General features: G+C 41.3%; 28 protein-coding genes. 14 read left to right on the top strand and 14 right to left on the bottom strand.

Features of this window, described 5'->3' with window-relative positions; translation table 11 throughout:
* On the bottom strand, positions 1-665 hold a 665-nt coding region (locus VFM80_RS07795; RefSeq protein ID WP_395071210.1), incomplete at its 3' end, for an alanine--tRNA ligase-related protein.
* A gap of 212 nt (positions 666-877) precedes the next feature.
* Between VFM80_RS07795 and VFM80_RS07790 the strand changes: the two genes are divergently transcribed.
* The 9 genes from VFM80_RS07790 to VFM80_RS07750 all read left to right on the top strand — a co-directional run bounded on the left by VFM80_RS07790 (position 878) and on the right by VFM80_RS07750 (position 8,733).
* Entirely contained in the window at positions 878-1,861 is a 984-nt protein-coding gene (locus VFM80_RS07790; RefSeq protein WP_395071208.1) for an NAD-dependent epimerase/dehydratase family protein, read from the top strand.
* A 349-nt stretch (positions 1,862-2,210) separates the two neighbouring features.
* Positions 2,211-2,516: a hypothetical protein gene (locus tag VFM80_RS07785; RefSeq protein WP_395071206.1), complete on the top strand. Its 306-nt coding sequence runs from the start codon at positions 2,211-2,213 to the stop codon at positions 2,514-2,516.
* A gap of 598 nt (positions 2,517-3,114) precedes the next feature.
* Entirely contained in the window at positions 3,115-4,581 is a 1,467-nt protein-coding gene (locus tag VFM80_RS07780) for a Gfo/Idh/MocA family protein (protein ID WP_395071204.1), read from the top strand.
* Positions 4,582-5,040: 459 nt separating this feature from the next.
* Positions 5,041-5,646 carry a hypothetical protein gene (locus tag VFM80_RS07775; RefSeq protein WP_395071202.1) on the top strand — a complete coding sequence of 202 codons (606 nt, stop codon included), beginning with the start codon at positions 5,041-5,043 and terminating at the stop codon, positions 5,644-5,646.
* A 6-nt stretch (positions 5,647-5,652) separates the two neighbouring features.
* Positions 5,653-5,952 carry a winged helix-turn-helix domain-containing protein gene (locus tag VFM80_RS07770; protein WP_395071200.1) on the top strand — a complete coding sequence of 100 codons (300 nt, stop codon included), beginning with the start codon at positions 5,653-5,655 and terminating at the stop codon, positions 5,950-5,952.
* A 2-nt stretch (positions 5,953-5,954) separates the two neighbouring features.
* Positions 5,955-6,149, top strand: coding sequence for a hypothetical protein (locus VFM80_RS07765; protein WP_395071198.1), 195 nt, complete (start codon positions 5,955-5,957; stop codon positions 6,147-6,149).
* A 77-nt stretch (positions 6,150-6,226) separates the two neighbouring features.
* Positions 6,227-7,330: a hypothetical protein gene (locus tag VFM80_RS07760; RefSeq protein WP_395071196.1), complete on the top strand. Its 1,104-nt coding sequence runs from the start codon at positions 6,227-6,229 to the stop codon at positions 7,328-7,330.
* A 58-nt stretch (positions 7,331-7,388) separates the two neighbouring features.
* The gene (locus tag VFM80_RS07755; RefSeq protein ID WP_395071194.1) at positions 7,389-7,955 is read left to right on the top strand and encodes a hypothetical protein; all 567 of its coding nucleotides are present in this window, start codon (positions 7,389-7,391) and stop codon (positions 7,953-7,955) included.
* Positions 7,956-8,160: 205 nt separating this feature from the next.
* A complete protein-coding gene (locus tag VFM80_RS07750; RefSeq protein ID WP_395071192.1) occupies positions 8,161-8,733 on the top strand; it encodes a DUF502 domain-containing protein in 573 nt (190 codons plus the stop codon).
* A gap of 75 nt (positions 8,734-8,808) precedes the next feature.
* Here VFM80_RS07750 and VFM80_RS07745 read toward each other — a convergent pair whose 3' ends face one another.
* From VFM80_RS07745 to VFM80_RS07725, 5 genes are all read right to left on the bottom strand, one after another.
* Complete coding sequence (locus VFM80_RS07745) at positions 8,809-9,732, bottom strand: FAD-binding oxidoreductase (RefSeq protein ID WP_395071190.1); 924 nt, start codon at positions 9,730-9,732, stop codon at positions 8,809-8,811.
* Positions 9,733-9,813: 81 nt separating this feature from the next.
* On the bottom strand, positions 9,814-10,380 hold the full coding sequence (locus VFM80_RS07740; RefSeq protein WP_395071188.1) for an outer membrane protein: 567 nt from the start codon (positions 10,378-10,380) through the stop codon (positions 9,814-9,816).
* Positions 10,381-10,449: 69 nt separating this feature from the next.
* Positions 10,450-11,226 carry a hypothetical protein gene (locus VFM80_RS07735; RefSeq protein WP_395071186.1) on the bottom strand — a complete coding sequence of 259 codons (777 nt, stop codon included), beginning with the start codon at positions 11,224-11,226 and terminating at the stop codon, positions 10,450-10,452.
* Between the two features lie 67 nt (positions 11,227-11,293).
* Positions 11,294-11,662, bottom strand: coding sequence for a response regulator (locus VFM80_RS07730; RefSeq protein ID WP_395071184.1), 369 nt, complete (start codon positions 11,660-11,662; stop codon positions 11,294-11,296).
* A 93-nt stretch (positions 11,663-11,755) separates the two neighbouring features.
* The gene (locus VFM80_RS07725) at positions 11,756-12,640 is read right to left on the bottom strand and encodes a hypothetical protein (protein WP_395071182.1); all 885 of its coding nucleotides are present in this window, start codon (positions 12,638-12,640) and stop codon (positions 11,756-11,758) included.
* A gap of 114 nt (positions 12,641-12,754) precedes the next feature.
* Here VFM80_RS07725 and VFM80_RS07720 point away from each other — a divergent pair, with 114 nt between their 5' ends.
* Complete coding sequence (locus tag VFM80_RS07720; RefSeq protein WP_395071180.1) at positions 12,755-13,870, top strand: FAD-dependent oxidoreductase; 1,116 nt, start codon at positions 12,755-12,757, stop codon at positions 13,868-13,870.
* On the opposite strand, the gene VFM80_RS07715 is transcribed toward VFM80_RS07720, so the two are convergent.
* Together VFM80_RS07715 and VFM80_RS07710 are read right to left on the bottom strand one after the other, a co-directional pair.
* Positions 13,867-14,121: a TIGR03643 family protein gene (locus VFM80_RS07715; RefSeq protein ID WP_395071178.1), complete on the bottom strand. Its 255-nt coding sequence runs from the start codon at positions 14,119-14,121 to the stop codon at positions 13,867-13,869. The two genes, VFM80_RS07720 and VFM80_RS07715, sit on opposite strands and share 4 nt — an antisense overlap.
* Positions 14,122-14,210: 89 nt before the next feature.
* Complete coding sequence (locus VFM80_RS07710; RefSeq protein WP_395071176.1) at positions 14,211-14,903, bottom strand: Bax inhibitor-1/YccA family protein; 693 nt, start codon at positions 14,901-14,903, stop codon at positions 14,211-14,213.
* Between the two features lie 188 nt (positions 14,904-15,091).
* On the opposite strand from VFM80_RS07710, the gene VFM80_RS07705 reads away from it, so the two are divergent.
* A complete protein-coding gene (locus VFM80_RS07705; protein ID WP_395071174.1) occupies positions 15,092-15,301 on the top strand; it encodes a YgaP family membrane protein in 210 nt (69 codons plus the stop codon).
* Between the two features lie 95 nt (positions 15,302-15,396).
* On the opposite strand, the gene VFM80_RS07700 is transcribed toward VFM80_RS07705, so the two are convergent.
* The 5 genes from VFM80_RS07700 to VFM80_RS07680 all read right to left on the bottom strand — a co-directional run bounded on the left by VFM80_RS07700 (position 15,397) and on the right by VFM80_RS07680 (position 21,274).
* On the bottom strand, positions 15,397-18,114 hold the full coding sequence (locus tag VFM80_RS07700; protein ID WP_395071172.1) for a DUF5916 domain-containing protein: 2,718 nt from the start codon (positions 18,112-18,114) through the stop codon (positions 15,397-15,399).
* Between the two features lie 118 nt (positions 18,115-18,232).
* On the bottom strand, positions 18,233-19,042 hold the full coding sequence (locus tag VFM80_RS07695; protein ID WP_395071170.1) for a DUF4097 family beta strand repeat-containing protein: 810 nt from the start codon (positions 19,040-19,042) through the stop codon (positions 18,233-18,235).
* 19 nt (positions 19,043-19,061) lie between these two features.
* Positions 19,062-19,940 (bottom strand): DUF4097 family beta strand repeat-containing protein, encoded by an 879-nt coding sequence (locus tag VFM80_RS07690; protein WP_395071168.1) that lies wholly within the window; start codon positions 19,938-19,940, stop codon positions 19,062-19,064.
* Between the two features lie 16 nt (positions 19,941-19,956).
* Positions 19,957-20,745 (bottom strand): hypothetical protein, encoded by a 789-nt coding sequence (locus tag VFM80_RS07685; protein ID WP_395071166.1) that lies wholly within the window; start codon positions 20,743-20,745, stop codon positions 19,957-19,959.
* The gene (locus VFM80_RS07680; RefSeq protein ID WP_395071164.1) at positions 20,738-21,274 is read right to left on the bottom strand and encodes an RNA polymerase sigma factor; all 537 of its coding nucleotides are present in this window, start codon (positions 21,272-21,274) and stop codon (positions 20,738-20,740) included. Before VFM80_RS07680 ends, VFM80_RS07685 begins: the two co-directional genes overlap by 8 nt.
* A gap of 254 nt (positions 21,275-21,528) precedes the next feature.
* On the opposite strand from VFM80_RS07680, the gene VFM80_RS07675 reads away from it, so the two are divergent.
* The gene (locus tag VFM80_RS07675; protein WP_395071162.1) at positions 21,529-23,709 is read left to right on the top strand and encodes a Tex family protein; all 2,181 of its coding nucleotides are present in this window, start codon (positions 21,529-21,531) and stop codon (positions 23,707-23,709) included.
* A gap of 84 nt (positions 23,710-23,793) precedes the next feature.
* On the opposite strand, the gene VFM80_RS07670 is transcribed toward VFM80_RS07675, so the two are convergent.
* Positions 23,794-24,339 (bottom strand): hypothetical protein, encoded by a 546-nt coding sequence (locus VFM80_RS07670; protein ID WP_395071160.1) that lies wholly within the window; start codon positions 24,337-24,339, stop codon positions 23,794-23,796.
* A gap of 301 nt (positions 24,340-24,640) precedes the next feature.
* Between VFM80_RS07670 and VFM80_RS07665 the strand changes: the two genes are divergently transcribed.
* Together VFM80_RS07665 and VFM80_RS07660 are read left to right on the top strand one after the other, a co-directional pair.
* Complete coding sequence (locus VFM80_RS07665) at positions 24,641-24,862, top strand: hypothetical protein (protein WP_395071158.1); 222 nt, start codon at positions 24,641-24,643, stop codon at positions 24,860-24,862.
* Positions 24,855-25,247: a type II toxin-antitoxin system VapC family toxin gene (locus VFM80_RS07660; protein WP_395071156.1), complete on the top strand. Its 393-nt coding sequence runs from the start codon at positions 24,855-24,857 to the stop codon at positions 25,245-25,247. Before VFM80_RS07665 ends, VFM80_RS07660 begins: the two co-directional genes overlap by 8 nt.
* The last annotated feature ends 21 nt before the right edge of the window (positions 25,248-25,268 follow it).

Here is a 25,268-nt window from a genome sequence, read left to right as displayed (position 1 = left end):
TTCCAGATCTCCATTACGCGGGGATCGTCCATATTCACCAGATCTCGGCCGGGTTTCTTTTTACGTTCTTCATCTGAACGGAGATCGATGTGTACTTCCGAGCAAGGTCCGCATGGACCGGTTTCGCCCATCTCCCAGAAGTTGTCTTTTTTACTGCACTTCAGAATGTGGTCATGATCAATACTCGTCTCGCTTTTCCAAAGCTCGATGGCTTCGTCATCCACGGGTAATCCGTCAGCTTCATCTCCTTCAAAAACGGTGGCGTAGAGTCGGTCGGGATCGAGACCCCATTTTTCAACCAACAGCTCCCAAGCCCAACCGATGGCTTCCTTTTTGAAATAATCGCCAAAGGACCAGTTGCCCAGCATCTCAAACAACGTGTGGTGGTAGGTATCATGACCCACTTCTTCCAGGTCGTTGTGCTTGCCGCTTACGCGAATACATTTTTGGGTATCGGCTGCACGTTTCCAGGTTTTCCCATCATGCTTAAGGGCATCCTCTTCCCCAAGAAAAATAGATTTGAACTGATTCATCCCTGCGTTGGTGAATAGCAGGGTTGGATCGTTTTTGGGGACTACGGGGGCACTGTCAACAATGGCGTGATCTTTTTCAGCAAAGAAATCAAAAAATTCCTGGCGGATCTGAGCAGAAGTCTTGTGCGACATTAAATTTGATGTGTGAATGTTGAATTTTACAGAGCCTTAAAGATAGGAAAAATATGGTTTGAACTCATGTGTGGTTCGAAATTCGTTAATCGTTAATTGATTAATCGCAGAACAGGTAATCATAGTTCATCAATTATTTTGTAATTAATCATATTAAAATTTATCTAAGTACATATTATGCTAACCATAAATTAAACGGGAGGCGGGGAAAAATGACATCATTAAAAGGAAAAAAAGTACTTGTAACTGGGGCTACGGGATTTTTGGGCTCACGTTTAGCAGAACTTTTAGCGGATAAAGAAAAGTCTGTGGTAACCGGTATCGGACGTAATCTTGAACGGGTTGCTCATCTTAGAGAAAAAGGAATCGACCTTAAAAAAGTGGACATCCTTAATACGGAAGATATCGAGAAGGTTGTTACCGGTCAGGATTATGTATTTCATTCCGCAGCTATCATCGATGGTGATCATGATGCTGGACAAAAGGTAAATGTTGATGCAACAAAAGCATTGGTTGAGACCTCCGGGAAAAAAGGTGTTTCCCGTTTCATCCATGTTAGCACCCTGGCGGTTTATGATATGCCACAAACCGGCGAGATTGGGGAATCAACACCGCTGGCTCTAAATCACTCAGCGATGTACAACCGAACCAAATCTCAAGCGGAAAAAGTTGCAAGAGAGATGGCTGAAAAGACAAATCTGGAATTGTCAATAATTCGACCTTCCATGATATATGGTCCTGGTTATGGTATCTGGAGTGAAGGAATGTTCAATCTTATTCTGAATGATAAACCCGTGTATATAGGAGATGGCTCTACAAATTTCTACCCGGTATATGTAGATGATGTGGTTCAGGCTTTAATACTTTGTGCTAAATCTCCCAATGCAGTAGGTGAAGCCTATAACATCGTGCATGAAGTAACTGACTGGAAGACTTTTATGGATCACTATGCAAAGATCGTCAATAAGGAAACCAAAGGAATACCTTTATTTATTGCTCGCATGATGGCTTGGGGAAATAAAATTCCCGGTATAAAAACTCCTATCGATCAGGGCTTTATAGAAATGGCAAATTCTTACAACACTTTTCCAACTCAAAAAGCAAAAAACCAGCTCGGATGGAAACCAGAAACATCGCTCAGGGAAGGCCTTCAAAATACCACAGAGTGGCTCAAACAAGAAATTTATAAGGGTTAAAGTTATCAAAATTATACTACTAGTGAGTCAGTGATAAAGAAATTAGAATCCGATTTGAAGAAACAAAATTATCCTTGGCGACATTTACCCTCCTCTTGTTATCCTCCCGGGAGGAGAAACTCTTTGGCTAGCACGTAAGTAAATATCAACCTTTGAATAGTAGCAATCCGCGGAATCCCCTAATCCGCCAAATCTGCGGTTCAAACTATATGGTAGCCAAAACATGAAAAGCAGAACTTCAACAGAAGTAAAAGAGTAACACACTCAATGAAATCATCTTTAGACTTTCTTTGTTAAGTAATTACAATAGGATCAGTTAATTAGAGTATCTAATTAATCCTAACATACTATGTTTGTAACTTATGATGAATTCAAAGATGCGTTAAAAAATTTTCACCCCGAAAAAATTGGTTATACCTACTGTACATTAAATCATGGTTGGATTGATGATGAAAATTCTCCTACCTATAAGTTCACAGAAGGTGATGGTACATGGATGTTATGGTTAGTAAAAGAAAAACCAGAATCCCATGTAGAGAGTGTAACTCAAAATGAGCCTTTACAAACTCGCAACCTATTACATAGGTTAGATATAATTGCTCTTGAAGATTATTGGCAAGAATTACACGATGATCATGATTTAGATTATCCTTAAGACTAAACCTCAAGCAACCTCTGAAAAAGAGCTCCACGGGTGCTCTATAGATAGTATCCACAAACACGAAGAACAGAATCTCCAATAGGAACGATACGTAGCATAGGTGGGGATCATATTAATCTCGTTCCCAATGCCCGTTTAGAATGCTATCTTCATCCGCATGCAGCTAAACCATGGTCACTATTCAATATTCATTCCCACGGAGCCGGGAAGCCAGTAATTAGAATCGAGCTTATTAAAACAGGCTAATCCGTGGCGGTATTTACCCTCCTCTTGTGCTCCTCTTGTGCTCCTCCCAGGCGAAGAAACTCTTTGGCTAGCATTGGAGTAAATATTCGTCACAACATCGTAGAGATCAGCGGAATCCCCTCATCCGCCAAATCCGCGCTTCAAACTATCAGACTTCCACCTCCACAGATATGATCCCAAAAAACTTCTGCGTTGGATGTTGGATGTTCCTTGTTCGATGTTGAAATCCCCTCTTGAACTTTCCATTTTTAAAATTGAGTGAATTATTGAATATTCCGAACAATAAACACAACAAACCAACTGATCGCTATTTTGTTTATGGTGTTCAAAAAACCGCCTTTCAGCTATGAAGAATGACAAAAAAAAATCCACTTCTATCTCACGAAAATCATTTATTAAGAAAAGCGCTCTTGCCTCTTCCTTCTTCTTTGTACCGAGGCATGTACTTGGCGGAATCGGTTATACCGCTCCCAGCGATCAGTTGAATATTGCCGCTATTGGGTCAGGTGGAAAGGGATTCAGTGATATTCGAAATGCTTCGGTAAACGGAAGAGAGCGGGTAGCGGCCCTGTGTGATGTGGATTTTTCCGGATCTGCACAGCGGGCTGTGGAAGCATTTCCGAATGCAAAAAAATACAGTGATTATCGTGTAATGCTGGATGAAGAGCCTGACTTAGATGCTGTAACTATTTCCACTCCGGACCATAACCACGGCCCTGCTGCCAAAAATGCAATGGAGCGTGGAATCCATGTGTATGTCCAAAAACCGATGACCCACAATATCAGAGAAGCACGACTTTTGACGGAAATGGCACGTGAACAAAAAATAGTGACCCAAATGGGAAATCAAGGAGCTTCTAACCCCTTGCTCAACATGGTACAGGATTGGATCGATTCCGGAGTTTTGGGTCGCATATCCGAAGTAAAAGTTTGGACAAACCGTCCCGTTTGGCCTCAGGGATTTGCCATGCCCGAACCGGATCCAAGTCAGAAACCTGACGCCTTAGACTGGGATTTGTGGCTGGGGCCTGCCGAATACAGGCCGTACACCCCAAATTTACATCCTTTTAACTGGAGAGGCTGGTGGGACTTTGGAACCGGGGCTTTGGGAGATGTAGGCTGCCACCTGATCGATATTCCATACAGAACACTGGGCCTCACCTATCCTACCGATGCGGAATGCAGTGTAGGTACTATTTACACACAAATGTGGACTCCAGATTATCATCCCGAGGGCTGCCCTGCTTCTTCGTTCATTACCATGCACTATGAAGCTACTGATAAAACAAAATCACGGGTCAAAATGACCTGGAGTGATGGTGGAATCAAGCCATCTCGTCCTGAGATCATCCCTCCGGACCATGATATGGGAGGGCCTGAGAGTGCAAACGGTGTTTTGATCATCGGAGAAAATGGTGTGATATCAACCAATATCAATGACAGCTCACCCATTATGCCTAAACTGTATCTGAATGATGGAACTACCGAATTTGGCCCGGAAACGGAAGAAAACGAAGAGCCGGAATACGGGCACCACAGGAAATGGATCGATGCCTGTAAAGCAGGTTTTGACAGTGCCGAACACCGGGCTCTAACCTCATCATTTGACTATGCCGGTCCTATGACAGAAACCGTGCTGATGGGAAATCTTGCCATCCGCAGCTACTTGTTGAGAAGAGAGAATAGCGAGGGACAACTGGAATACTACGGCCGTAAAAAACTACTCTGGGATGGTGAAAACATGGAGATCACAAATCTCCAAGAAGCCAATCAGTTTGTCGGGCGCACCTATCGCGATGGCTGGGTAGTCTGATCTTCTAGACCTTTGTAACATACAAAATCACTTAAATTGAATGGTAGTGTTCTCTGTTCAATGTTCCATCGGCCTTAGAAAAGAGAGCGTTAAGAAGATGATGGAATGGAGCGTTAAGAAATAAATCATACCGCTAAGAACCAATGAAACAAATAATTCCCGTGATGGAGCATTGATTTATTTTAGCGGAATGGAATCAGCTTTAGCTCTTTTTTTCGCTGCCGGGAGTTTTTGGTTCTTTTGTCGGCACAAAAGAACAAGGAAATTGAATCAGGCATTAATTCATTACAAAGCACCGGAAGGTCACCTTCGTAACCAGAGCTAAGATTCCTGCCTCCGCAGGAATGCCCCCTAAATACTTCTTCCTTCGATGTTGAATGTTCGATATTCTAAAAATTTTCACTTTCCCTATTGCAAAACAAAAAATTCATACTTACTTTGAAATAAAAAGTACTTTGCATGAAAGAAGAACAAGATTACATTAAGGATATCGCAGAGATACGTTCCATGATGGAGCGATCTTCTAAATTTTTATCGCTCTCGGGATGGGCAGGAATACTGGCAGGTGTTTATGCCCTCTCCGGTGCATGGATCGCTTACAGCGTTCTTGAGTTTCATCCAAATGAGGCCTTCTATTCCTATCCGGATCTGACCAACATCATATTAACAGCAACCGGAGTTCTCTTCCTTTCACTGATAAGCGCCCTTCTGGATTCCCGAAGAAAAGCCCGTAAAAATGATAAGAAAGCCTGGAATGCAACTTCCCGCAGACTATTGACAAGTATGGCCATTCCACTCTTCACCGGAGGAATTTTGATCGCGCTTCTGATCTCCAAAGGTCTTCTAGGATTGATCGCTCCACTCACCCTCCTGTTCTATGGACTCGCTCTTTACAACGCAGGATCTTACACCATCAAAGAAGTGCGGGTAATGGGTTTTACGCAGATGATCCTGGGATTATTGAATGTGGCTTTTATCAGCTATGGACTCCTTTTTTGGGCTATCGGGTTCGGTGTAGTTCACATCGTGTACGGTATTTATATGTACTTCAGGTTTGAGAGGTGATAGCAAGTGAATGTATCATTCGACGATTTGCATAAAGCATTTGAGAACCGGGTAAGACTGGGGATCATGTCGGCCCTGGCCGTCAACGATTCTCTGGATTTTACCTCTCTGAAGGAGTTTCTGGAAGTGACCGACGGAAACCTGGCCACACATATAAAAAAGCTGGAACAGGAAGGATTTGTGGAAGTAGAAAAATCCTTCATTGATAATAAACCAAACACCAGTTACTCCATGACACCGAAAGGAAAAAAAGCGTTTGACGAACACCTCAAAGTCCTCGAAACCATCATTAGATCACAAAAATAACTATGGAAACAGATCACTCAAAAAAACTAAAAATGCACAAGCGGCTTTCACTCTTGACCATCTTCATCGGCCTCCTTTTGGTGACCTTCATGATCGTAGTTGAAAGTGAACCGGGTGCACTTCCACTCGCGCTGATCTTAATCGGAACCGGATGGTATTTCATTACCCGATCCAAACTTCGTTCTCAGCAGATTTAACTAAACTCAAAAAAATTTAACCAATCACTTTGTAATACAAAGTTCTTTCAATCTGAAATTCTAACTCCATAATAATCATGACCACACTTCAAAAGTCTGCCGATAAAAATGCTTTTACCGAAGCCTTAGTTGCTTTCTCCCTCGCGATTGCAGCAGCTATACTCGTTAAGTTACCTTCACTATTTGGCCTCGACCTGGATCAGAACGAGAGTTTCTATATCCGAAACATAAGTCTCTTCGTGTTGCCACTCCTAACCGGCTATTTTGTGTGGAAACGGAAGATTGAGTCCCACACTCTTATCCTGCTGGTTTCTGCTTTTAGTCTGGCATTGCTCTTCGCCAATAGCTATCCCTTTGAACAAGGAGGTGATACCGAGGCTCTTTTTGCCTTGCATTTGCCGATCGCACTGTGGCTGATCGTTGGGGTCGCATTTTCAGGTGGAAAGTGGAGTGAGGTTAGCAGCCGCATGGATTTCATCCGGTTTTCCGGTGAGATGTTCATCTATTACGTATTGATCGCTCTCGGTGGCGTGGTTCTTGTCGGGTTCATGGCCCTAATATTCGGAACCATCGGCATTGATATTGAACCGGTATTTGAATCCTGGGTTCTTTCTTGTGTAGCCGGAGCCGTTATTATTGCAGCATGGCTTGCTGAGATTAGAAATGAATTGGCCGGGAATTTTGCTCCGGTCCTGGCTAAACTGTTCTCCCCTCTTTTTGCCATCGTGATCATCGCCTTCCTGGGAACTCTCCTATTTACAGGAAATGAGTTGATCATGGATCGCGACGTGCTCATCGCTTTTGATCTGCTGTTGGTCATGGTTCTATGCCTTCTTATCTACTCCATTTCTGCACGAGATCCTGAAGCTACCCCTGGTGGATTTGATGTGATCCAGGTTATACTTGTGATCAGCGCCCTACTAGCGGATGGCGTCGCACTTTGGGGTATCTCGGAACGAATTGCAGAGTTTGGTTTTACCCCCAACAGAGTGGCCGCTCTTGGTATGAATTTGATTCTTTTGGTAAATCTGACTTGGTCGGCAGTACTGTACATACGTTTTCTGCGTGGGCGTTCATCATTTCAGGCTCTCGAAAAATGGCAAACCGATTATTTACCAGTCTTTGTCGTTTGGGCAGCGGCCGTTGTGATCATTTTCCCTCTCGTATTTGGCTTTCAATAACACTTAGTAATCTTTTTATAAATTCATTTTAAACAACAAACATAACATAGGTAACACCATGAATTCAGAACATAATATAAAGCAAGCAATCACCTACCCTGCAATCGCTACAGCCGCTCTTTTAATGATACCCTTGATCGCCATGCAGTTTTCAAATGATGTCGTATGGACACTTTCCGATTTTATCTTTGCCGGTATAATGATCTTCGGAACCGGATTCACCTATAAACTGGTCACCGGAAAATCAGGAAATGTGGCCTATCGAGTCGCTGTTGGATTTGCCCTTTTTACCGGTTTCTTTCTTATATGGAGCAATCTTGCCGTAGGCCTAATCGGCTCCGAAAATAACGAGTTCAACCTGTTATACTTTCTAGTGATCGGTGTAGGAGTAATGGGCGCTTTTATCGCAAGATTCAAAGCTATTGGCCTGATGATTACCTTATTATCTATGGCCGCGACTCAGGCTATAATTGCCATAGCCGCGCTTTTCTCGGGTATGGCCGAAGTACCGGAAAGTTCCGCATATGAGATTCTGGCTGTAAACGGATTCTTCGTCACCCTATTTGTTGTAGCAGCTATGTTGTTTCGTTATGCAGCAGAGGAACAAGCATCGGAAAACGAATAGAATCCATCAAAAATTGGTTGATCTATAATAGTTAATCGGTTTTCTCAGATCAATTACACAAAGGCACTGAAGGCTCAAGTTTGCAGGAACATGTTCTGAAGAATTATCTTCGGAACTCGTTCTAATCTCGAAGCTTAGAAAGGGTATTCACATCTTTTACGTTTAAATAGTAGATTCAGATAAAATCAAAATCATCTGTGCTACTATGAAAACCATCCTGAATTATTTCTTCCGCGGAATGCTGATCATTCTGCCTCTCTTTGTAACCGGTTATGTTGTGTATGCCACAATGATCTGGATGAATGATCTGTTCAATAACCTGCTGTTCAGTTGGTTTAAATACGAAGTTCCGGGACTTGGGATCATTACAGGTTTTCTGCTTATCACCTGCTTTGGTTTTATTATGACCCAAACGTTCACCAAGCCTATTCTATATCTCTTTGAAAAACTGATCACAAAGACACCGCTGATAAACATTGTGTATTCTTCATTCAAGGATCTGACTGAAGCTTTTGTAGGCGATAAAAAGAAATTCAAGAAACCGGTTTATGTGGAGTTCAGTGAGCCGGCAGGCATGAAGCGATTCGGGTTCATCACAGAAGAATCGCTGGAGCATTTTGGCCTGGAAGATGAGGTAGCCGTTTATTGCCCGCATTCTTATAACTTTTCAGGGAATTTATACATCGTCCCAAGAGATAAGATCACCCCGATCAAAACTGATTCTACCGATTTTATGCGTTTTGTGGTTTCAGGAGGAGTTACGAAAATTCATTCTTAGAAATATCATTCCACCAACCAGTAGGGGCGCGTATTGCAATACGCCCCTACTGGTTGGCTATTTCAAACATTTGGTCTAATACACTTCCTCGAAACAACGGGAACCGGGTTTTACATTTCGGCGCATTTCTTCCCAGTCCCACTCGTCAGGATTCATATCCACATAATCTCCTTTAAGGAGTAAGTATTCAGAGTGTCCTTTTTTAGCCAGACTTTTATAGATCCCGGCCTCCATTCCTTTTATCCCACAAATATAGATAAGTGTATTCTCTTGGCTTAAGATCGGGTCGAGGATATCTTCTTCATCTTCAATGGCTGTTTGCACATAATATTTTGACCCGTCCGGTCGCCGGTCTTCCCTTGAAATTTTGGCTATGTATCTAAAATTTTCATGTTTCTTTTCCATCTCCATGAAATAATCGGGATAGATAAGATCGGTACGATAGGCTGCTCCAAACACCAAGGCGATTTTTCCTTTATAGTCCGATTCCAGCAGCTCCATTATCATTCCCCTAAAAGGAGCAATCCCTGTTCCCGTAGCAAAAAATACATAATTGAAGTCTTTTGGATTTTCCGGGAGTAAGAACCTCTTGCCACTCGGGCCGGTTGCTTTCACTTTATCACCGGGTTTCAGATCAGCTAAATAATTGGAACAAACTCCTGTGTATAGTTTTCCATCCAGTTCTTCTATCGTTCTTTTTACCGTTGTGGAAATCAGGTTAGACTTACCTTCTTCACCTTTAGTGGGAGAAGAAACAGAATAGAGTCTAAGTTTGTGCGGTTTCCCTCTTTCATCTTCTCCGGGGGGAAGAATCCCGATGGACTGGCCAATTTGTACTCTGCCTTCCAGATCGGTTCCTGAAACATCAAAAGTTACATGTCGCACAAAATTAGGACTGCTTTCTTTAGTGCAAACATAATTTTCGACTACTGTGATTTCTGTCGGGTCTTTCGGTGAATAAATATTGAGCTCAACTTCAGGAAGCGTTATTTCCGCCATTATACTTTTCGGTAAATTAAATTCATAAAAAAATCCCGCATCGGTTTTGATGCGGGATTATAAAAGTAAGGCTTTTTCAGCTTAGAAATAAAATGTGAGTCCGGCCGATATTACATTTCCGCTATATTCTTTTTCAGTGATGTCATCATTCCCGTTAAGAAATAAGTAGCGATAATCAATATTGAAGGCAGCAGATTCAGATAGAGCTACATCAGCACCAAAACCTAGATGGTAACCCACATTAACATCGGTATCATCACCGGGATTAAGAAATCCACCTTCATAATCGTAGATAGTATAATATGCTCCTAAACCGGCCAATCCATACGGCGAAAAATTTTGAGCAAGAGGAGCAAACAACAAGAGTGATCCCGTCAAAGGAATTTGCCGGACTGTTAATTCACCGTTTGTCGTATTGTATCTTTGCTCACCTCTGTATTCAATAGAAAACTCAGCACCCAGATATTTAGCTTTTGTTCTGGACTGAAGTCCAATGAACATGGTGCCATCTTCAGCATCGGGAGCTTTATAAAAGCCGAATTTAGGCCCTATTCCGGATGCATTTTCGATCAAATATTGTTGTGCATTAGCCTGAGAAAACATGGCTGTAATAGCGATTACGGATATAAAAGTAACTAACTTTTTCATTTTAGTATTGTTTAATTTGTATTCACTACTTGAACTGAATTAAAGCAGATATTGTTCCAAATAATAATCCTACTGATTACTTATTCGGTTCCGTATTAGTTCATCAACGGTTGGCCGTTCACCTTTTTCATTAATGAGCTGTTCAGCCTGCTGATGAGTCACCCCAATATTCCTCATTCTGATAAGATTCTCCTTGGTCAGCTCTTCCATTGTGTAACCTAGATCAAGCATGTTACTAGTAAAATATGCCGTTACATCTCCCGCTTCGAGATCCAGTAAATCCTGAACCGTAAGTTCGTAACCCAATTCACTCATCATCCGGGTGAATGTAGCACTAACCCCTGCATTTTCTAACTCTATGATTTGATCAAGGGTGATTTCGGAATAACCGGCATCCTGAATTTCAGTGATATACGATGCACTAACCCCTGCATTTCCTAATTCAATCATTTCCTCGAGGGTGACATTCGTAAAACCAGCCTCTCTGACTTGAGAAGTAAACGTTGCAGTTACCCCTTCATTTCGTAAATTTATTAGCTCCTCGTGTGTAAAGGTGCCGTATCCCATCTCTTCCATTGAGGCTCCCATTTGGTTCAGGAGATCTTCACTGGGTTGATTGAGTCCCTGAACAAAATTTTCGATAGGATTTAACTGAATCCCCGAAAAATTAAGCTTTGATCCTGCATAAAATGTCAGAGTAGCTATAAAAGCAAAAAGCAGAATATAATTTGCTAGTTTAGAAGTTGATCTTCCTGACGACGTTGATGAGCTTCCATCAATTTCAAACTGCCCTTCATGTTCCAGGTCTTCCAGATCATTCTTTAGATTTCTAAATTTTGTACTCATAGTATTTGCCCATTTTTTTATAGGTACTAATGTACGTTAGAGTCCTAAAAAAGATTCAAAAAAATGCTTAGGAAATTAAGTCGAGCGATCTGGTCAATTCACCTATAGTAAAAGGTTTTGAGATCAGGTCAATACACCCTGAATCTTTAGCCCGATCATAGTTTGCCTTATCTGAATTCCCGGTCAAATAAATAACAGATGTTTCGATATGTTTTTTTATTTCGGTGACCGCTTCAATGCCATCCATATCACCTTTTAACCTGATGTCCATTAAGATAATATCGGGTTTATGCTCCATTGCTAACTCAATTGCTTCATTCCCGGAAGCCGCCTTACCAACTAAATCATGTCCTAATTTTTTGATCATGTTTTCAACAACTAACGAAATGATCATATCGTCTTCTACTACAAGTATCTTTTTTACTGATTCTGCCAAAGTACTTCCTTTTCAGCTTGTGATTAATGTTTTACTTACCCTAACTGTTAAGAGTATTCAAACGGAGAAATGTTACAGTTTTAAATAAACTTTTTAATTTTTTTGCTGGAACTCTACTTGTTTTGAGACCAAGTCTACCAAAAAACCTTCCTCAATATCTATATAGGCTATCCAGCCGGGGAAATTTAAGTTCACTGTATTTATTGAAACAGCCCAGCATGTCCTGACCTCTAATTCATTTCCGCTATCGCTCTTTATGGGTAAATAAACCTTTTGTGGAATTTCTGTTAAGTCTCCCTCCTGAACGGTATAAATAAATTCTTCTCCATAATACTCGGTCATATCAATTTCCCAACCAACCATTCCCTCTTGTACTTCCAGATAACCAAAATTCACAAAATCCGGAACTTCAAGGTCCGGGTACCAGTTACCCCAGATTCTGTTAACTCCTTTAGCATCAATAAAGACTGTGATCTCTGTATCCATTACTTCCGTTGAGTCAATCAATTGATTCTCAAAAGTAAGCTTCCACTCAATATCAGCACTGTACTCATCAGGTCGCCCACAATTAATACAACCCGGCTGTGGGAGCATTTCTTCCAATACCAGCTCTGAGGAATCGTTTACGCCCGTATATTTGCTATTTTGTACGATCACCCGCTTAGCGGCAGCAAGTAATGTGTCTGTATTGTCTATTCCGATTCGCACAACATCACGATTAACTCTTTCACAAGGATTTTTGCCGTCTTCAAAAAGAACTTCACTGAAACCAGTAAAACCATATTCATTTAAAGTGGAGCACAAACGACCATTATTTTCCTTTTTGTACTCTGCATTCAAGGCCACTAGTTCAGCCATATCAAGGCTGGGATATTTGGTCGGATACGCCTGTTCTTCAAGACTAACGGTAAGTAAATCACAGGAATATGTACCTAGCAGAAGAGTTAATACTATTGCAAGAAAAGTTAGTTTTTTCACGTATTTAAAACCTGTATGGTGAATAGTAAAAGTACCAAAATTAGTCACTTGAAACAACATCAATAAACTTTGAACAAACAGTTTATTTGAATTTCAAAGCTACTATATTTTAACATGATAAAGAAAAAAACAGTATGCATTATCGGCTCCGGGGTAAGTGGTCTATCTTGTGCATTCATATTGTTGAGACAAGGCTGGCAAGTAACTATCATTTCAAAAGACGATCCAAGGTCAACAAGTCCAGACCCGGATTTTGCAAGTAAATTTCCGGCCGCTTCAATTATTCCCCACTCAGTATACTCTGATAATTTGGAAGAGATCTTCCTCAAGAGTAAAAGCTATTTTCAGCATTTATATGATCAACAATTTCCGGGTATAGATATTCATGAACATTTTGAACTTTTTGCAAATGAACACGCGGTTGAGGATTATTTGCTGCTGATGGATAATGTCCGTGGGTTTAATGATTTTAAAAGCGAATTTTATCCCAAACATCCTGATATCCAGGTTCAGACCGGTTGGCAGTTTAAATGCTTTTTTGCTGATTGGAATTTGTATTGGCCTGCTTTGGTCAAAGAAGTAGTGAACAAAGGCGCAGATATTCAGCTAAAAAAGTTAATCAAAAGCGATATAGACAAACTTCCCTTCGACTATATCATTAATTGTTCCGAACTGGGATCCGTCCGGCTTTTTGAAGATCAAAATGATCTTATTTACCGGGGGCATATCATACATATATTTGATGCACCTAAATTACTGGACAGTAAGGGAAAAGTGGTTTCTTATAATTTTTCGCCCGGACCCGATATTTATATGACAGAATCAGGTGTTTCTCAGGATGTATACTGTTATTCCCGAAGTGACGGGTGGGTCTTAGGCGGGAGCAGGCAACAAGGTAAAATAGATAAGTCCGGAGAATGGAAAGGTGAAAAGAATATTGCTCCCATTCTTAATTTTGACGGGTTAGAAGTACCTGCACAAATTATTGACCTGCACTCTAAGATCATTAAAAATACTTTTGACATAAACTTAAGTGAGTTTAAAAAGACAAGATCCAAGCTTGGATACCGCTATATCCGCAGTAAAGAAAAGGGGCTGCGGCTTGAACCTGAGATAAAGGGTAATAAGTTGATCATACATAACTACGGTCATGGTGGAGCCGGTGTAACCCTAAGCTGGGGGTGTGCCCTAAAAGCAGCTGAACTCTTAGAAAAAAACCTATCGGCTTAGTACTGATTGGGACTGACGAACCTCTTTATTTCATAATTGCGTTTCTTATGGTGTTTGGTCTTTCGTCCTGAAACCCGCTTTCTCCACATCTTGAAGCTGGAAGACTTCATTTCTGATCGCATGAACTCAATAGTTTCTTCCTCAGTGAGTCCGAATTGAAATTCGATGGCATCAAATGGTGTACGGTCTTCCCACGCCATTTCTATGATCCTGTTTTTATCAGCCATTGAGAGTTTCTTTGATTTATCCATAATCTTCTTTTTCCCGGAAATACAAAGATTATGAGAATTTCAGTCCGATAAAATTACAGGGGATTACAAATATGCCCTTTACAATCAACTTATTTACGCTGCCCGAAGATCCTCAACAGCATAATAAAAAGGTTGATGAAATCCAGATAAAGGGTTAACGCGCCCATAATGGCACCTTTGCTTCCCTCTTCAGAATCCACATCCAGTTCCAGGCTCATCTTTTTGATCTTCTGCGTGTCGTAAGCCGTAAGCCCCACAAAGACCAAAACCCCGATATAAGTAATTCCCCAATACAACATCTCACTTTGGAAAAAGAAATTAACTACGCTTGCAATAATGATCCCTATCAAGCCCATAAAAAGAATATTCCCCCAGCTGGTGAGATCTTTTTTGGTGAAATAACCATAGGCACTCATCACTCCGAACGTACCGGCAGTAATGAAAAAAGTTGAGGCTATAGAGCCTGAGGTATACATCAGAAAGAGTATCGAAAATGTGAGTCCGTTTAATGCAGAGTAGAGTAAGAATAATGAAATTGCCTTAGTCGCATTCATACTCTCAATTCTACTTGAAAGCCAGATTACAAGTCCCAGTTCAGCAATAATGATCCCAAAGAACAATATCTGATTACCTGCTAGTACATCGACCAATCCGGAATTAGCTGTACGTAATGCTACAAATCCTGTAATAGCAAGCGCCAAAGCCATCCATCCATATACTTTATTGATAAAACTAACCTGAATCGACTTAACCTGTTCTGCTGTTAAATGCTGTGTATTCATTTCTTCTTTTTGATAAATAGTTAATTAAAATTCTTGCTGTAGTAACAAGTTCACAAAACCTTCAAAGATAATGTTTATTGTGGGGTGAAAATACTAAAACTAATTATCGTTTGTATACTTTGTGTACTGATCATTACAGGTTTGGCATTTGTTTTTGAACGAATTTTCTAACCAAAAATGAGATCATTATGAAAAATAATATGGGTTCTTCCGACAAGATTATTCGCTTTATATTGGCTGCCATTTTTGTGGCATTATATTTCACAGGCACTGTTACCGGAACCTGGGGAATTGTATTGCTGGCACTGGCCTGTCTATTTGTGCTAACCAGCCTGATCAGTTTTTGTCCGCTTTATGCTCCTTTTTGGTTAAGCAGTTGCAAGACAAGTGTAGAATAGTCTTGTAAAAAGTAAGGGCGCAACTAAGTGCGCCCTTTTTTACTGCAAAATAATATTGAGCCGGTCGGAAAGCCCTTGATCAAGCTACATGATCATCAGTTACCAAACCAGTAACTCAGCTTTACTAAGAATACATTTGTGGGTTTGGCTCTGAATAATCCATCCAGATCGCGACCAAGATCGAAATTTCCCATTCCTACGAAATCGCTGCGTTGTTGCTGCCATACAAAGTAAAGGGTTGACCCGGGCATGTACTCCCATCGGAATACGGCATTCCCTTGTACCGAGCGGAAGTTGAAATCAGGATCTGAGAAAGTAATTTCAGGTGAACTTCCGGCACCATCGGGATCAATGGTATATGTTCCGTTGGATTTTGAAATACTTCCTTTATCCTCCCCATACACATCAAAATTAAAGGTTCGCGGTTCAGCAAATTCTTTGTAATTCGTATAGGCTCCTGTTGAGACAAATGGCCGGAAGTAGGTTTGTAAACTCATGGTTGTAGAAAACGTCCAGTTTAACCGAATGCTTGTCATTAAAGTATGCTGTTTGATATCGGCAAAAACATAGCGGTTGCCATAGGTCTGAGTAGCATTTAGATCAGTGGCTGTGGTTATATACTGGTCGGTATCCTTCTGATAACTGTACTCGGGAGAAACTGATATCTGCAGATAAGGAGCAGGATTCAAATTCAATCCGATCCAAATATTATTATCAAATTCTCCGGACACATCTTGTCTTTGATGGGTTCCCGCATTGAAAGACACCTTTTTACTGGGATTTGAATTTATGTTCAGATTCATACTCAAATCATTTGGGCGCTTCATCACCGGGCCTCCCCTGGTGATATTATCCATATACTGGTGTAGATTCCACTGAAGTTCGTAATTGATATTCCAAAGGTTTTCAAACCGTAGAAACCCTCCAGTTACAATCCAATTGCTTATTAAATCTCCATCATAATTCCAGGCAGTTCCTTTAAACATAAAATTCTCAAAATATTGTATGTTTTTTGGATCGATCTCCCTGTAGATCAAACCGCCATTTAGTGAACGGTAATTCGCCCGGTTTTGGAATCCCAGGTCATTGGCTTCATAACCGGGACTTACTTCCGAATATGTGAGCGAGGTCATCCAGTTATCATCTCCCCCGCGCTTTTGAATGCTTACTTCCGTTGCAAATCCGGAAAGATTGGTCTTTTCGGGATCAACCGATAATACATCCGAATCCACACGATTGTAATATCTGACCGGAGATCGCTGGGCTAATTCAATGGCTTCAGGGCTTCCATTTATGCTGCTGAATGAAAGTGCTCCGCTGGTAACCCAGTTTCTGTTATTAAAACTATGTTCGAAATCCACACCACCCAAATATGCCGAAGAACGCAGAAAATCTTCGAAATAACTTCCGTTGATATTCCGGTTCACTGCACTGGCAAATCCGCCAAAATAAGTGTTACCCGAGTTGAAGTCTTTCTTGGTTCTGGCCACCATATAATTAGTTGCAGGCTCTACAGTAAATGCATTTTCATCGCCTGAAGGAGTTACATAATTTGCGTCTTCATTCAGGGTGTAAGCATCAAGAAATCCTATTGACCAACCACTTTTGGTCTTACCACTCAGCTTAGCTGCTGTCGCGATGGTCGTAAAATCAGGGCGATCCACATATTCTGCATTCACTCCTGCCCGGCTTGTACTACCCTGCGGAGAGCGACCAATCCTTCTTGAATAAAAAGTAACCGGATTACCCATTCGGCTGAAGGTCTTTGTATTCCCAAATTGGAAAATATCGCTTCCCTCTAAAAAGAAAGGGCGGCGTTCTGAGAAAAAGTTTTCATTTGCTGTCAGATTTATAACCGCCGGATCAGCTTCAACCTGACCAAAATCGGGGTTAATGGTAGCTGTGAGAGTCAAGTCTGAGGTAATACCGTACTTAATATCTCCTCCAACATTTCCGCCAAATTGATTTCGACTGTAATAGGGATTGTCCGTAGAAATTTCAGGAACACGGGTTACCTTGCCGGAAACATAAGGGCTTATTTCTAGTCGATTAGGCTTTTTCAGATTTGCAATACCGTGCAATCTTCCAAATCTGGATACCATTGCGTTATCATTTTGTGAGACCGGTGCCCAAAAAGAGATCTCACCATTTCTGGATATTCGTCGCTGAAAGTTGACTCCCCATTCCTGCACTTTATTACTGGAGCTGTAACGAAGCTGAGAAAGTGGGATCTTCATCTCAGCCGTCCAGCCATAATCTGTAATATTTGTCTTAGCCTCCCAAACGGCATCCCATAAAATATCTTCGCCGGTATCATCAAAATAAAGGACATCTTTTTGTACTCCTTTTGGGTTGACAGCAAAAGTGAATGCGGTTCGCCGGTCGTTGTAGCTGTCAAAACTTACATACACCCAATCACTTGATTGTTCTCCATCCCTCCGGAAAAGTGGGGCTTTAATGGAATCAGGATTAGACTCAAAAGCAGTTATCCCTACGTAAATATGCGTATTAGTATACAGCAGTCGAACTTCTGTTCTTTGAGAAGGACGCTCGCCGTCACTTGGAAAGCGCTGGGTGAACTGTGAGGCAGCAGGGGCATTCATCCATTCAGATTCAGATAATTGTCCATCTAAATCAATCACCTCTCCGGAAGAAATCCTGATCGCCTCCATAGTTGGATTTTCAGCCAAACCCGATCTCAGATCTCCTTCACTTACTTTTATGGTATCGCCTTGTTTCTGATAGGAATTTTGAGCTGAAGCACTCGTTACAAGACATAGATATAGCACGGGTAGTAATAGTAGTTTTCTCATAGTTTTTTCTTTTTGGAAGGAGTCCTATCCCTGTAAACACTTACGAGGCCATGTGTTACAGCTCCTTGTTTATATTTAAATCTTACACGAAAAGCAAAAGAGAAAGTTACTCTTTAATTTATTTTTTTCGGATTGAAATATCTCCGTGCAGCGTCTTGAATAAAAACTCAGGTCCGCCACCATTTACTTTTCCAAAGATCCATCTGTTTACTGCAACCTTAAAGGTACCGTCCTCAGAATCTGATTGGTTGCTGGTTCCTTCCCTTTCGATATCCATATCGAAATTAGTGTATACATCACCCCATTCGGTCTTCATTTTTGCAGTGAATTTAGCGTCTGAGGGGAAGGCAACTTCTATATCTCCATTTACGCCGGTAAATGACATGGGTGAATTTTGGGGAATACGATTAAAGTCGATATTCATATCTCCATTCACACTGTTTACCAATACGGTTCCTGAAATATCAGAAAGTTCAATGTCTCCATTTACCGCACTTATTTCCATCTCACCGGAAAGTCCTGATACACTCACATCCCCCTGAACAGTATTAAGCTTCAGAGAAAAATTACGGGGTACCAGCACCACCATCTCAAAATCACCTGTGGGCATAGGTCCGGTGGTTATACGGACTTCATTATTTTCTTCTGTGACCTCAAGGCCAAGTCCGCCCCCGGAAATACGTCGCATTCCGTTTTTCATGGCATCTTCTTCCTCTTCCCTAACATTATCGCCATCGTAATTCACAATTACGTTATTTTGATTATGCGTACGGATCTCGATCTCATCCGAGAACATGGCACTGATAATCAGCTTCCCGGGCTGATCCGGATTTGTCAGAGGCACTTCGATGTTATTTTGTGCAAGCGCCGGGATAGTAAAAACGCTAATTAGGATTCCTAAAATTAACTGCTTAGTTCGTCTTTTCATGATATTAATTTATGATTGTCTATGATTTTCTTTGTTTGATGTAGGCGTTTCCATTTAATAGTTGTAAACGCATTTCGGGACCGCCTTCGCCAAATTGTATCGGTGAAGATCGTTCGATCTTCAATCGGTGATTCCCATCCGAATTTCTTTTCACCCGATTTTGCAGATACTCGATCTGTTCGAAGTCGGTATATAGTTCACCGTGCAAACTCTTAAAGGTTACAACTGCAGATAAGTCTTTTGGCGCTATCACTTCAATTGTTCCATTCACAGTGTGAAAGTCAGCTGTGCCGGAAGGAGTTTCTTCATACTCTACCCTGATATTCCCATTCACGGTCTGGGCTTTAACCGGGCCGGCTACATTATTCACGAAGACGCTTCCATTTATATTCGCTGCATTTATTCCATTAGACATGCCCTCAACCACTACTTCTCCCCCATTGATAGTTGAAATATGAGACATCAGGTAATGAGGGATCTTAAGCTGAAGGTTGAATTCAAATTCCAGGGAATTCTCATTCCAGCTTCTTTTATTTTTTCGGTTTGATGTATAGTGAAGCTCATCTCCCCTCACCTCCACCTCGACACCGGGATGTTGAACAAACACGAAAATACTGTTAGTTCCCCTGAGCCGGTCAAGATATATCTCTTCCGGATTGAAGTTGTCCCTGGTTGCGGGATTACCGGTCACGATCTTAGTTCCGGTGATAAGAATTTCATCCCCGTCATATCCCACAGCATTAAGATCTCCATTTATATTTTTAAGATGAAAAATGGTTTCATCATTAAATTCCGAAGCAGGAATCCGCATTTCAACGTTTTCGTTGGTTCGCTGTGACACCACCGGCGTTTGGGCTTCCACAGAATGACCAAGCACCCAAATTATAATTAATAACATCCACTTCATTGTAACCTCACAGTATTGCAGCGATGCTGCTTTGCAGTTTTTGTTGTACGGTATAGTCAAGTTCTCGTTCACGGAGCAGCTGCTTAAATTCCTGAGCTCCGTTTTCAAGTTCAAGTTCTATCATGGCATCGGCCAGTTCAATGATCACTATAGGGGATTCTTGTTGTGCAATAGCTCTTACCAATCCTTCCCTCACAACCTCATTTTCTCCCCAACGCTTTAATGCTTCTATCGTTTGAACGCGCACATTCACGCTGGGATCATTATTCAAAGTAAACAGCAGCGCATGGATGGCTTCTGAATCTGCCCTTGGCAGCTCCGTGCTGATATTCACTGCTTTGAGGCGGTCTGCCGCCGAAGCTCCTTCCAGCATATTCACCATCATCATTTCTTTCATGGTTTGCATTTCCTGACTCAACTGCTCGATCTCGGATTGGCTTCCATTTATCTGTGAACCTATGAATCCGCCGAGCACCAGTAAAACTATCGCATAAGCCACTCGTAGCATAGTGAGTTCTGCCAATGCTACTTTGAATCTCATAAATAAAAATTCGGTCCAACTTTCTCGTTGATTTTGCTTTTCCTCTTCCAGCATCGCATAAAAGCGGCTGCTCATTTCCTTGCCGGGTTTTGGTGTGGTGATAGAGCCTAGGTCTTCGTGCATTTTCTCAAGCTCACGGAATTCCATAAAGTCGATATCGCCTGCAGCGATCAGTTCCTCGACTTTGCTTTTGTCCTCGGCACCTAAATCTCCGGATAAATAATCAGCGATCAGTTGTTCATGTTTTTCATTCATAGCTGCATTCCTCACTTAAAGTGGTTACCAGATCTTTTAACTCTTTCATTGCCCTAAACATCTTTACTTTTATCGCGCCTTCCGTAGTATTCAGGATATCGGCGATCTCCTTGTATTTCAATCCTTCGTAGCGACTCAGGATCACGATCTCTCTTTTTTCTTCATCCAGACGCTCGAGCGCCATTTCCAGCAAACTCTTCTTTTGTTCTTTTTGATCAATGATGGCGGTTTCATCCTCTTCAACTTCCAAACGCTCTTCATCAATTTCAACCGGGATTGCACGTCGCTTCACTTTTCTATAATGATCAATATGTGCATTTCTTGCGATACTGAACATCCAGGTAGTAAAGGTGCCGCTGCCGGTATAGCTTTCCCGATATTTCAGCATGCGCTCAAATACGGATTGCACCAGGTCTTCGCTGGTATCGGAATCTTTGCACATCCGGTAGAAAAAACTGAACAACGGACGGTTATACCGTTCAAAAAGAAGCCCCAGTTTATCCAGGTCCCCTTTTTTCACTTTCATCATTAAAGCCTTATCCGAAGTTGAATCCACCTATTTATCCCGGGTTTTGTGTTTTCACCCTTATACACTGATGAAATAGGAAAAGGTTACACTTTTTTTCGTTACCGGTTATTCGTTATTAGAAAATCGTTATCAGTTATTAGCAAATATTGCCAACCAATAACTATTAACGATTTAACGAATAACCAAAATTATATTCAACATTTCCCCATTCCCTTCTTATTTTCAGTATCTAAATTTTGAAATTAATATCATCAATGAGCGATACCAAGATCTTTAGTTTTTTAGCATCTCAACTTAATTTTTCAGGTAAACAGATCAGCACCGTAGCCAAGTTTTTGGATGAAGGTGCTACGGTTCCTTTCCTGGCCCGATATCGAAAAGAAGCCACCGACGGGCTGGACGAAGAACAGATCCGTGCAATCCGCGACGGACTCGAAACACAGCGTACCCTGGAAGCCCGCAAGGAAACCATTCTGAAATCTATCAAAGAACAGGATAAACTGACGCCGGAGCTGGAAGAGCAGATCAAAGCCTGCACCGACCTTAAGACGCTGGAGGATATCTATCTCCCCTATAAACAAAAGCGCAAAACACGTGGAGATAAAGCCAAGGAAAAAGGCTTGGAGCCGCTTGCAAAATTGATCTGGGAACAGGAGATCACTTCAGGTGATCCTATGAAATACGCCAAGGAGTATATCGATCCGGAAAAAGAAGTAGAAACCGTGGAAGAAGCATTTGACGGAGCCACTGATATTGTAGCCGAATGGATAAACGAAAACCTGGAGGTTCGAGAAATGCTTCGGAAGGTATTTTCGGAGCACTCGAACATCGTCACCAAGAAGAATCCAACAGTAAAAGATCGAACCAATTTTGAGGATTATTACGAGTTTTCAGCGAAAGTCAGCAAACTGAAGCCCTATCAAATTTTGGCCATCAATCGCGGGGAAAGAGAGAATATTCTATTTGTGAATGTGGATATTTGGGAAGAACGAACGCTCGAAAATATTGATGATATTGTTATCAGCAACGACCGGAGCATCTTCACCGAATACCTTCAAGATTCTGTGGAGGATGCCTACAAACGACTCCTCTTCCCCTCCCTGGAACGTGAACTCCGCAGCGAACTCACCGACAAAGCCGATGCCCATGCCATTGAGACTTTTGCTACCAACCTCGGTAACCTGCTCATGCAACCACCCTTAGATAAGAAAGTTGTTATGGGTATTGACCCTGCATTCCGAAGTGGGTGTAAAGTAGCAGTTGTGGATCAACATGGAAAGTATCTGGAAGGTACAACAACCTATCCTACTCCTCCGCAAAAGAAAGTAGCTGAAGCAGAAGTTGTATTCGAGCAATTTATCGACAAATATGGGGTGGAGTTGATCGCCATTGGTAACGGAACAGCGAGTCGAGAGACAGAACAAATCGTAGCCGAGTTCATCCAAAAGCGAAAAGAGAAGCATCCCAATGAAGAACTTCACTATATGATCGTTAACGAAGCCGGTGCTTCGGTCTATTCTGCTTCAACTATTGCCCGCGAGGAATTCCCGGAACTGGATGCCGCTCAGCGTGGCAATATCTCTATCGCCAGAAGAGTTCAGGATCCTTTGGCTGAGCTTGTAAAGATCGATCCGAAATCCATTGGTGTAGGGTTATATCAACATGATGTAAACCAAAATCAGCTTTCCTCAAAACTAGACGACGTCGTGGAGAGCTGTGTGAATGAGGTTGGCGTTAATTTGAATACTGCCAGCGCGCCACTTCTTGCTCATATTTCAGGACTGAGCAAAAAAGTTGCTCAAAACATTGTGAAGCAGCGAGAAGAAAAAGGCATTTTCATCGACCGCGAGCAAATCAAGAATATAGACGGCGTGGGCGATTTCCGTTTTCAGCAGGCGGCCGGTTTCATGCGTATCCCCGAATCCAAGAATCCGCTGGATAACACTGCCATTCACCCCGAGAGTTATGAAGCGGCTGAGAAACTGTGTAATCTCTTTGGCATAAATCTGGACAACCTCTCTCAAGAAAAAGACAAGATCGCAGGCAAGTTCAAGAACGTGAATTTGAAGGAAACGGCAGAGCAGGTCGGTGTGGGTGTTCCAACGCTCGAGCTCATTATCGAAAATCTTCAGAAACCCGGTCGTGATCCGCGGGAATCCCTGCCCAAACCATTACTCCGCACGGATGTCATGAAGATGGAAGATCTAAAGGAAGGTCAAAAGCTGGAAGGCACAGTTCGCAACGTAGTTGATTTTGGCGCTTTTGTGGATATCGGTGTAAAACAGGATGGATTGCTTCACATCTCCAATATGGCAGAAAACAGAAAGATCGAAGATCCTCACGATGTTGTAAGTGTGGGGGATATTATCAGTATTGAAATTCTTACTTTGGATTTAGAACGAGGACGAATCGGACTCAAATTGGTTGGTAGCTAGTTTGGTATTAAAAACCAAAGGTTCAGCAGGCGTTCCCAACCCGCGGTTGGGAACGAGAGCTACTGTGAGAACTATACTCAACAATTATTTGATTTCTTGAATCAACTTTTGAGTTGCATTCTTCATGAATAATTCCAGTTCAGATTTTGATATATACTGAAATGGATCATCGTTAGGTTCTTCCTCTTCTCTCTCAACTATTGCGTATGCTTCATATGTTGTTGTATTTATTTTGATTGGACAACCTAACTCACATGGTGCATATGTGAAAGAATAACTTCCTGCAAATTCGTTATCCTTTAATAGTACAACCCTAAATTCAGCGTTTGCACCATAATATGTAATTGAATTATTACCTCTAAAAGTTTCTTTTTTTTCGTCACTAAAGTAGGCATTAGTTGTGAAAGGAACTTCTGTATCAAAATCTACTAACTCTAAAATCAAATCAGTATCAGTTTGTTCACTTAATTTAGAATAGGACGTTTGACTACCAGATTCGCTTATTCTATTAAAAACTGCTCTATCACGAACAACAAAATCAGCTTTTAGCAATTCTTTTTCTATTGTATTAAAGATTGGACTCAAAGTACCATCTTCTGTAAGACTTTCAGATTCATAAGCTGTTCTCAAAACTATTTTAATCTCATCCTTATCTGATAGAAATGTATTTAATTTATTTGTAGTTATAAGCTCAGGTTCTGGCTCATCAAACTTAACTTGGTAAGTTGGAGAGCAGTTTGATATACAAAGCGAAGTCTCATAAAGTTAAGCTCTTATAAATCCTAGTCATTCATCAAGGTTTTTTATCTTTTCTGAACTCGTTCCGAACGTCTCGTTCGGAATGCATGCTGGAACCTCTGATTCAATTGAGGAATCCAAATCCTGTCTTATTTTGTTATATTGTCGGATATAACATCAAAGCCTTTAGCTCATGACAACTTCTCAATTAGAAAAAGAGTTAATTAAGTACACCAAAGGACTTCCTAAAGAAGCTCTAAAGGAGATTTTAGAGTTTGCGCAATTTGTTCGTCAAAAGAGAATCAAGAAATCTGCGGACAGTATCTCTGGAGAGTTATCATCACTAAGCGATTCACAAACAGCTCATCTCGAAGAAGAGTTTAACGACTATAAAAAGCTCTATCCAAGTGAATAAGTATGTTGCAGATACAATGGCATTGATTCTCTGGCTGGAGAAAAGAAAAATGCCCGCCAATGTTAAGAAGACATTTCAACAAGTTGACCGGGAACAAGCTGAAGTTATTATACCAGCTATGGTTTTTGCAGAGTTGGCTTACTTATCAGAGAAAAGCCGAATCGATACAACCATTGATGAAGCACAACACTTAATCAAGAATAACTCTAGTGTCTTCGAACATCCTATCTCTTTAGAAACCGTAACGCATGCATTCGAAATTGATGATATTCCTGAATTACATGACCGGTTAATCGCCACTTCGGGTAAAGAGTTAGGCCTTCCTATTCTAACCAATGATCCTGATATCCAAAACTCAACATTTGTGAAGACTATTTGGGATTAGAAAATAATTCAAATTAACGCT

This window comes from Gracilimonas sp., from assembly GCF_035704785.1.
Taxonomy (GTDB): Bacteria; Bacteroidota; Rhodothermia; order Balneolales; family Balneolaceae; genus Gracilimonas.
Note: the sequence above shows the minus strand (reverse complement) of the source record. Positions and strands in the feature narration are given on the sequence as shown.

Bases quoted from the DNA above. Each gene is read 5' to 3' on its own strand.
- VFM80_RS07680 (WP_395071164.1), bottom strand. From the start codon at position 21,274: ATGATGAAAGTGAAAAAAGGGGACCTGGATAAACTGGGGCTTCTTTTT.
- VFM80_RS07675 (WP_395071162.1), top strand. From the start codon at position 21,529: ATGAGCGATACCAAGATCTTTAGTTTTTTAGCATCTCAACTTAATTTT.
- VFM80_RS07695 (WP_395071170.1), bottom strand. From the start codon at position 19,042: ATGAAAAGACGAACTAAGCAGTTAATTTTAGGAATCCTAATTAGCGTT.
- VFM80_RS07740 (WP_395071188.1), bottom strand. From the start codon at position 10,380: ATGAAAAAGTTAGTTACTTTTATATCCGTAATCGCTATTACAGCCATG.
- VFM80_RS07705 (WP_395071174.1), top strand. From the start codon at position 15,092: ATGAAAAATAATATGGGTTCTTCCGACAAGATTATTCGCTTTATATTG.
- VFM80_RS07750 (WP_395071192.1), top strand. From the start codon at position 8,161: ATGAAAACCATCCTGAATTATTTCTTCCGCGGAATGCTGATCATTCTG.
- VFM80_RS07760 (WP_395071196.1), top strand. From the start codon at position 6,227: ATGACCACACTTCAAAAGTCTGCCGATAAAAATGCTTTTACCGAAGCC.
- VFM80_RS07765 (WP_395071198.1), top strand. From the start codon at position 5,955: ATGGAAACAGATCACTCAAAAAAACTAAAAATGCACAAGCGGCTTTCA.
- VFM80_RS07745 (WP_395071190.1), bottom strand. From the start codon at position 9,732: ATGGCGGAAATAACGCTTCCTGAAGTTGAGCTCAATATTTATTCACCG.
- VFM80_RS07700 (WP_395071172.1), bottom strand. From the start codon at position 18,114: ATGAGAAAACTACTATTACTACCCGTGCTATATCTATGTCTTGTAACG.
- VFM80_RS07685 (WP_395071166.1), bottom strand. From the start codon at position 20,745: ATGAATGAAAAACATGAACAACTGATCGCTGATTATTTATCCGGAGAT.
- VFM80_RS07790 (WP_395071208.1), top strand. From the start codon at position 878: ATGACATCATTAAAAGGAAAAAAAGTACTTGTAACTGGGGCTACGGGA.
- VFM80_RS07735 (WP_395071186.1), bottom strand. From the start codon at position 11,226: ATGAGTACAAAATTTAGAAATCTAAAGAATGATCTGGAAGACCTGGAA.
- VFM80_RS07665 (WP_395071158.1), top strand. From the start codon at position 24,641: ATGACAACTTCTCAATTAGAAAAAGAGTTAATTAAGTACACCAAAGGA.
- VFM80_RS07780 (WP_395071204.1), top strand. From the start codon at position 3,115: ATGAAGAATGACAAAAAAAAATCCACTTCTATCTCACGAAAATCATTT.
- VFM80_RS07715 (WP_395071178.1), bottom strand. From the start codon at position 14,121: ATGGATAAATCAAAGAAACTCTCAATGGCTGATAAAAACAGGATCATA.
- VFM80_RS07775 (WP_395071202.1), top strand. From the start codon at position 5,041: ATGAAAGAAGAACAAGATTACATTAAGGATATCGCAGAGATACGTTCC.
- VFM80_RS07710 (WP_395071176.1), bottom strand. From the start codon at position 14,903: ATGAATACACAGCATTTAACAGCAGAACAGGTTAAGTCGATTCAGGTT.
- VFM80_RS07785 (WP_395071206.1), top strand. From the start codon at position 2,211: ATGTTTGTAACTTATGATGAATTCAAAGATGCGTTAAAAAATTTTCAC.
- VFM80_RS07720 (WP_395071180.1), top strand. From the start codon at position 12,755: ATGATAAAGAAAAAAACAGTATGCATTATCGGCTCCGGGGTAAGTGGT.
- VFM80_RS07755 (WP_395071194.1), top strand. From the start codon at position 7,389: ATGAATTCAGAACATAATATAAAGCAAGCAATCACCTACCCTGCAATC.
- VFM80_RS07690 (WP_395071168.1), bottom strand. From the start codon at position 19,940: ATGTTATTAATTATAATTTGGGTGCTTGGTCATTCTGTGGAAGCCCAA.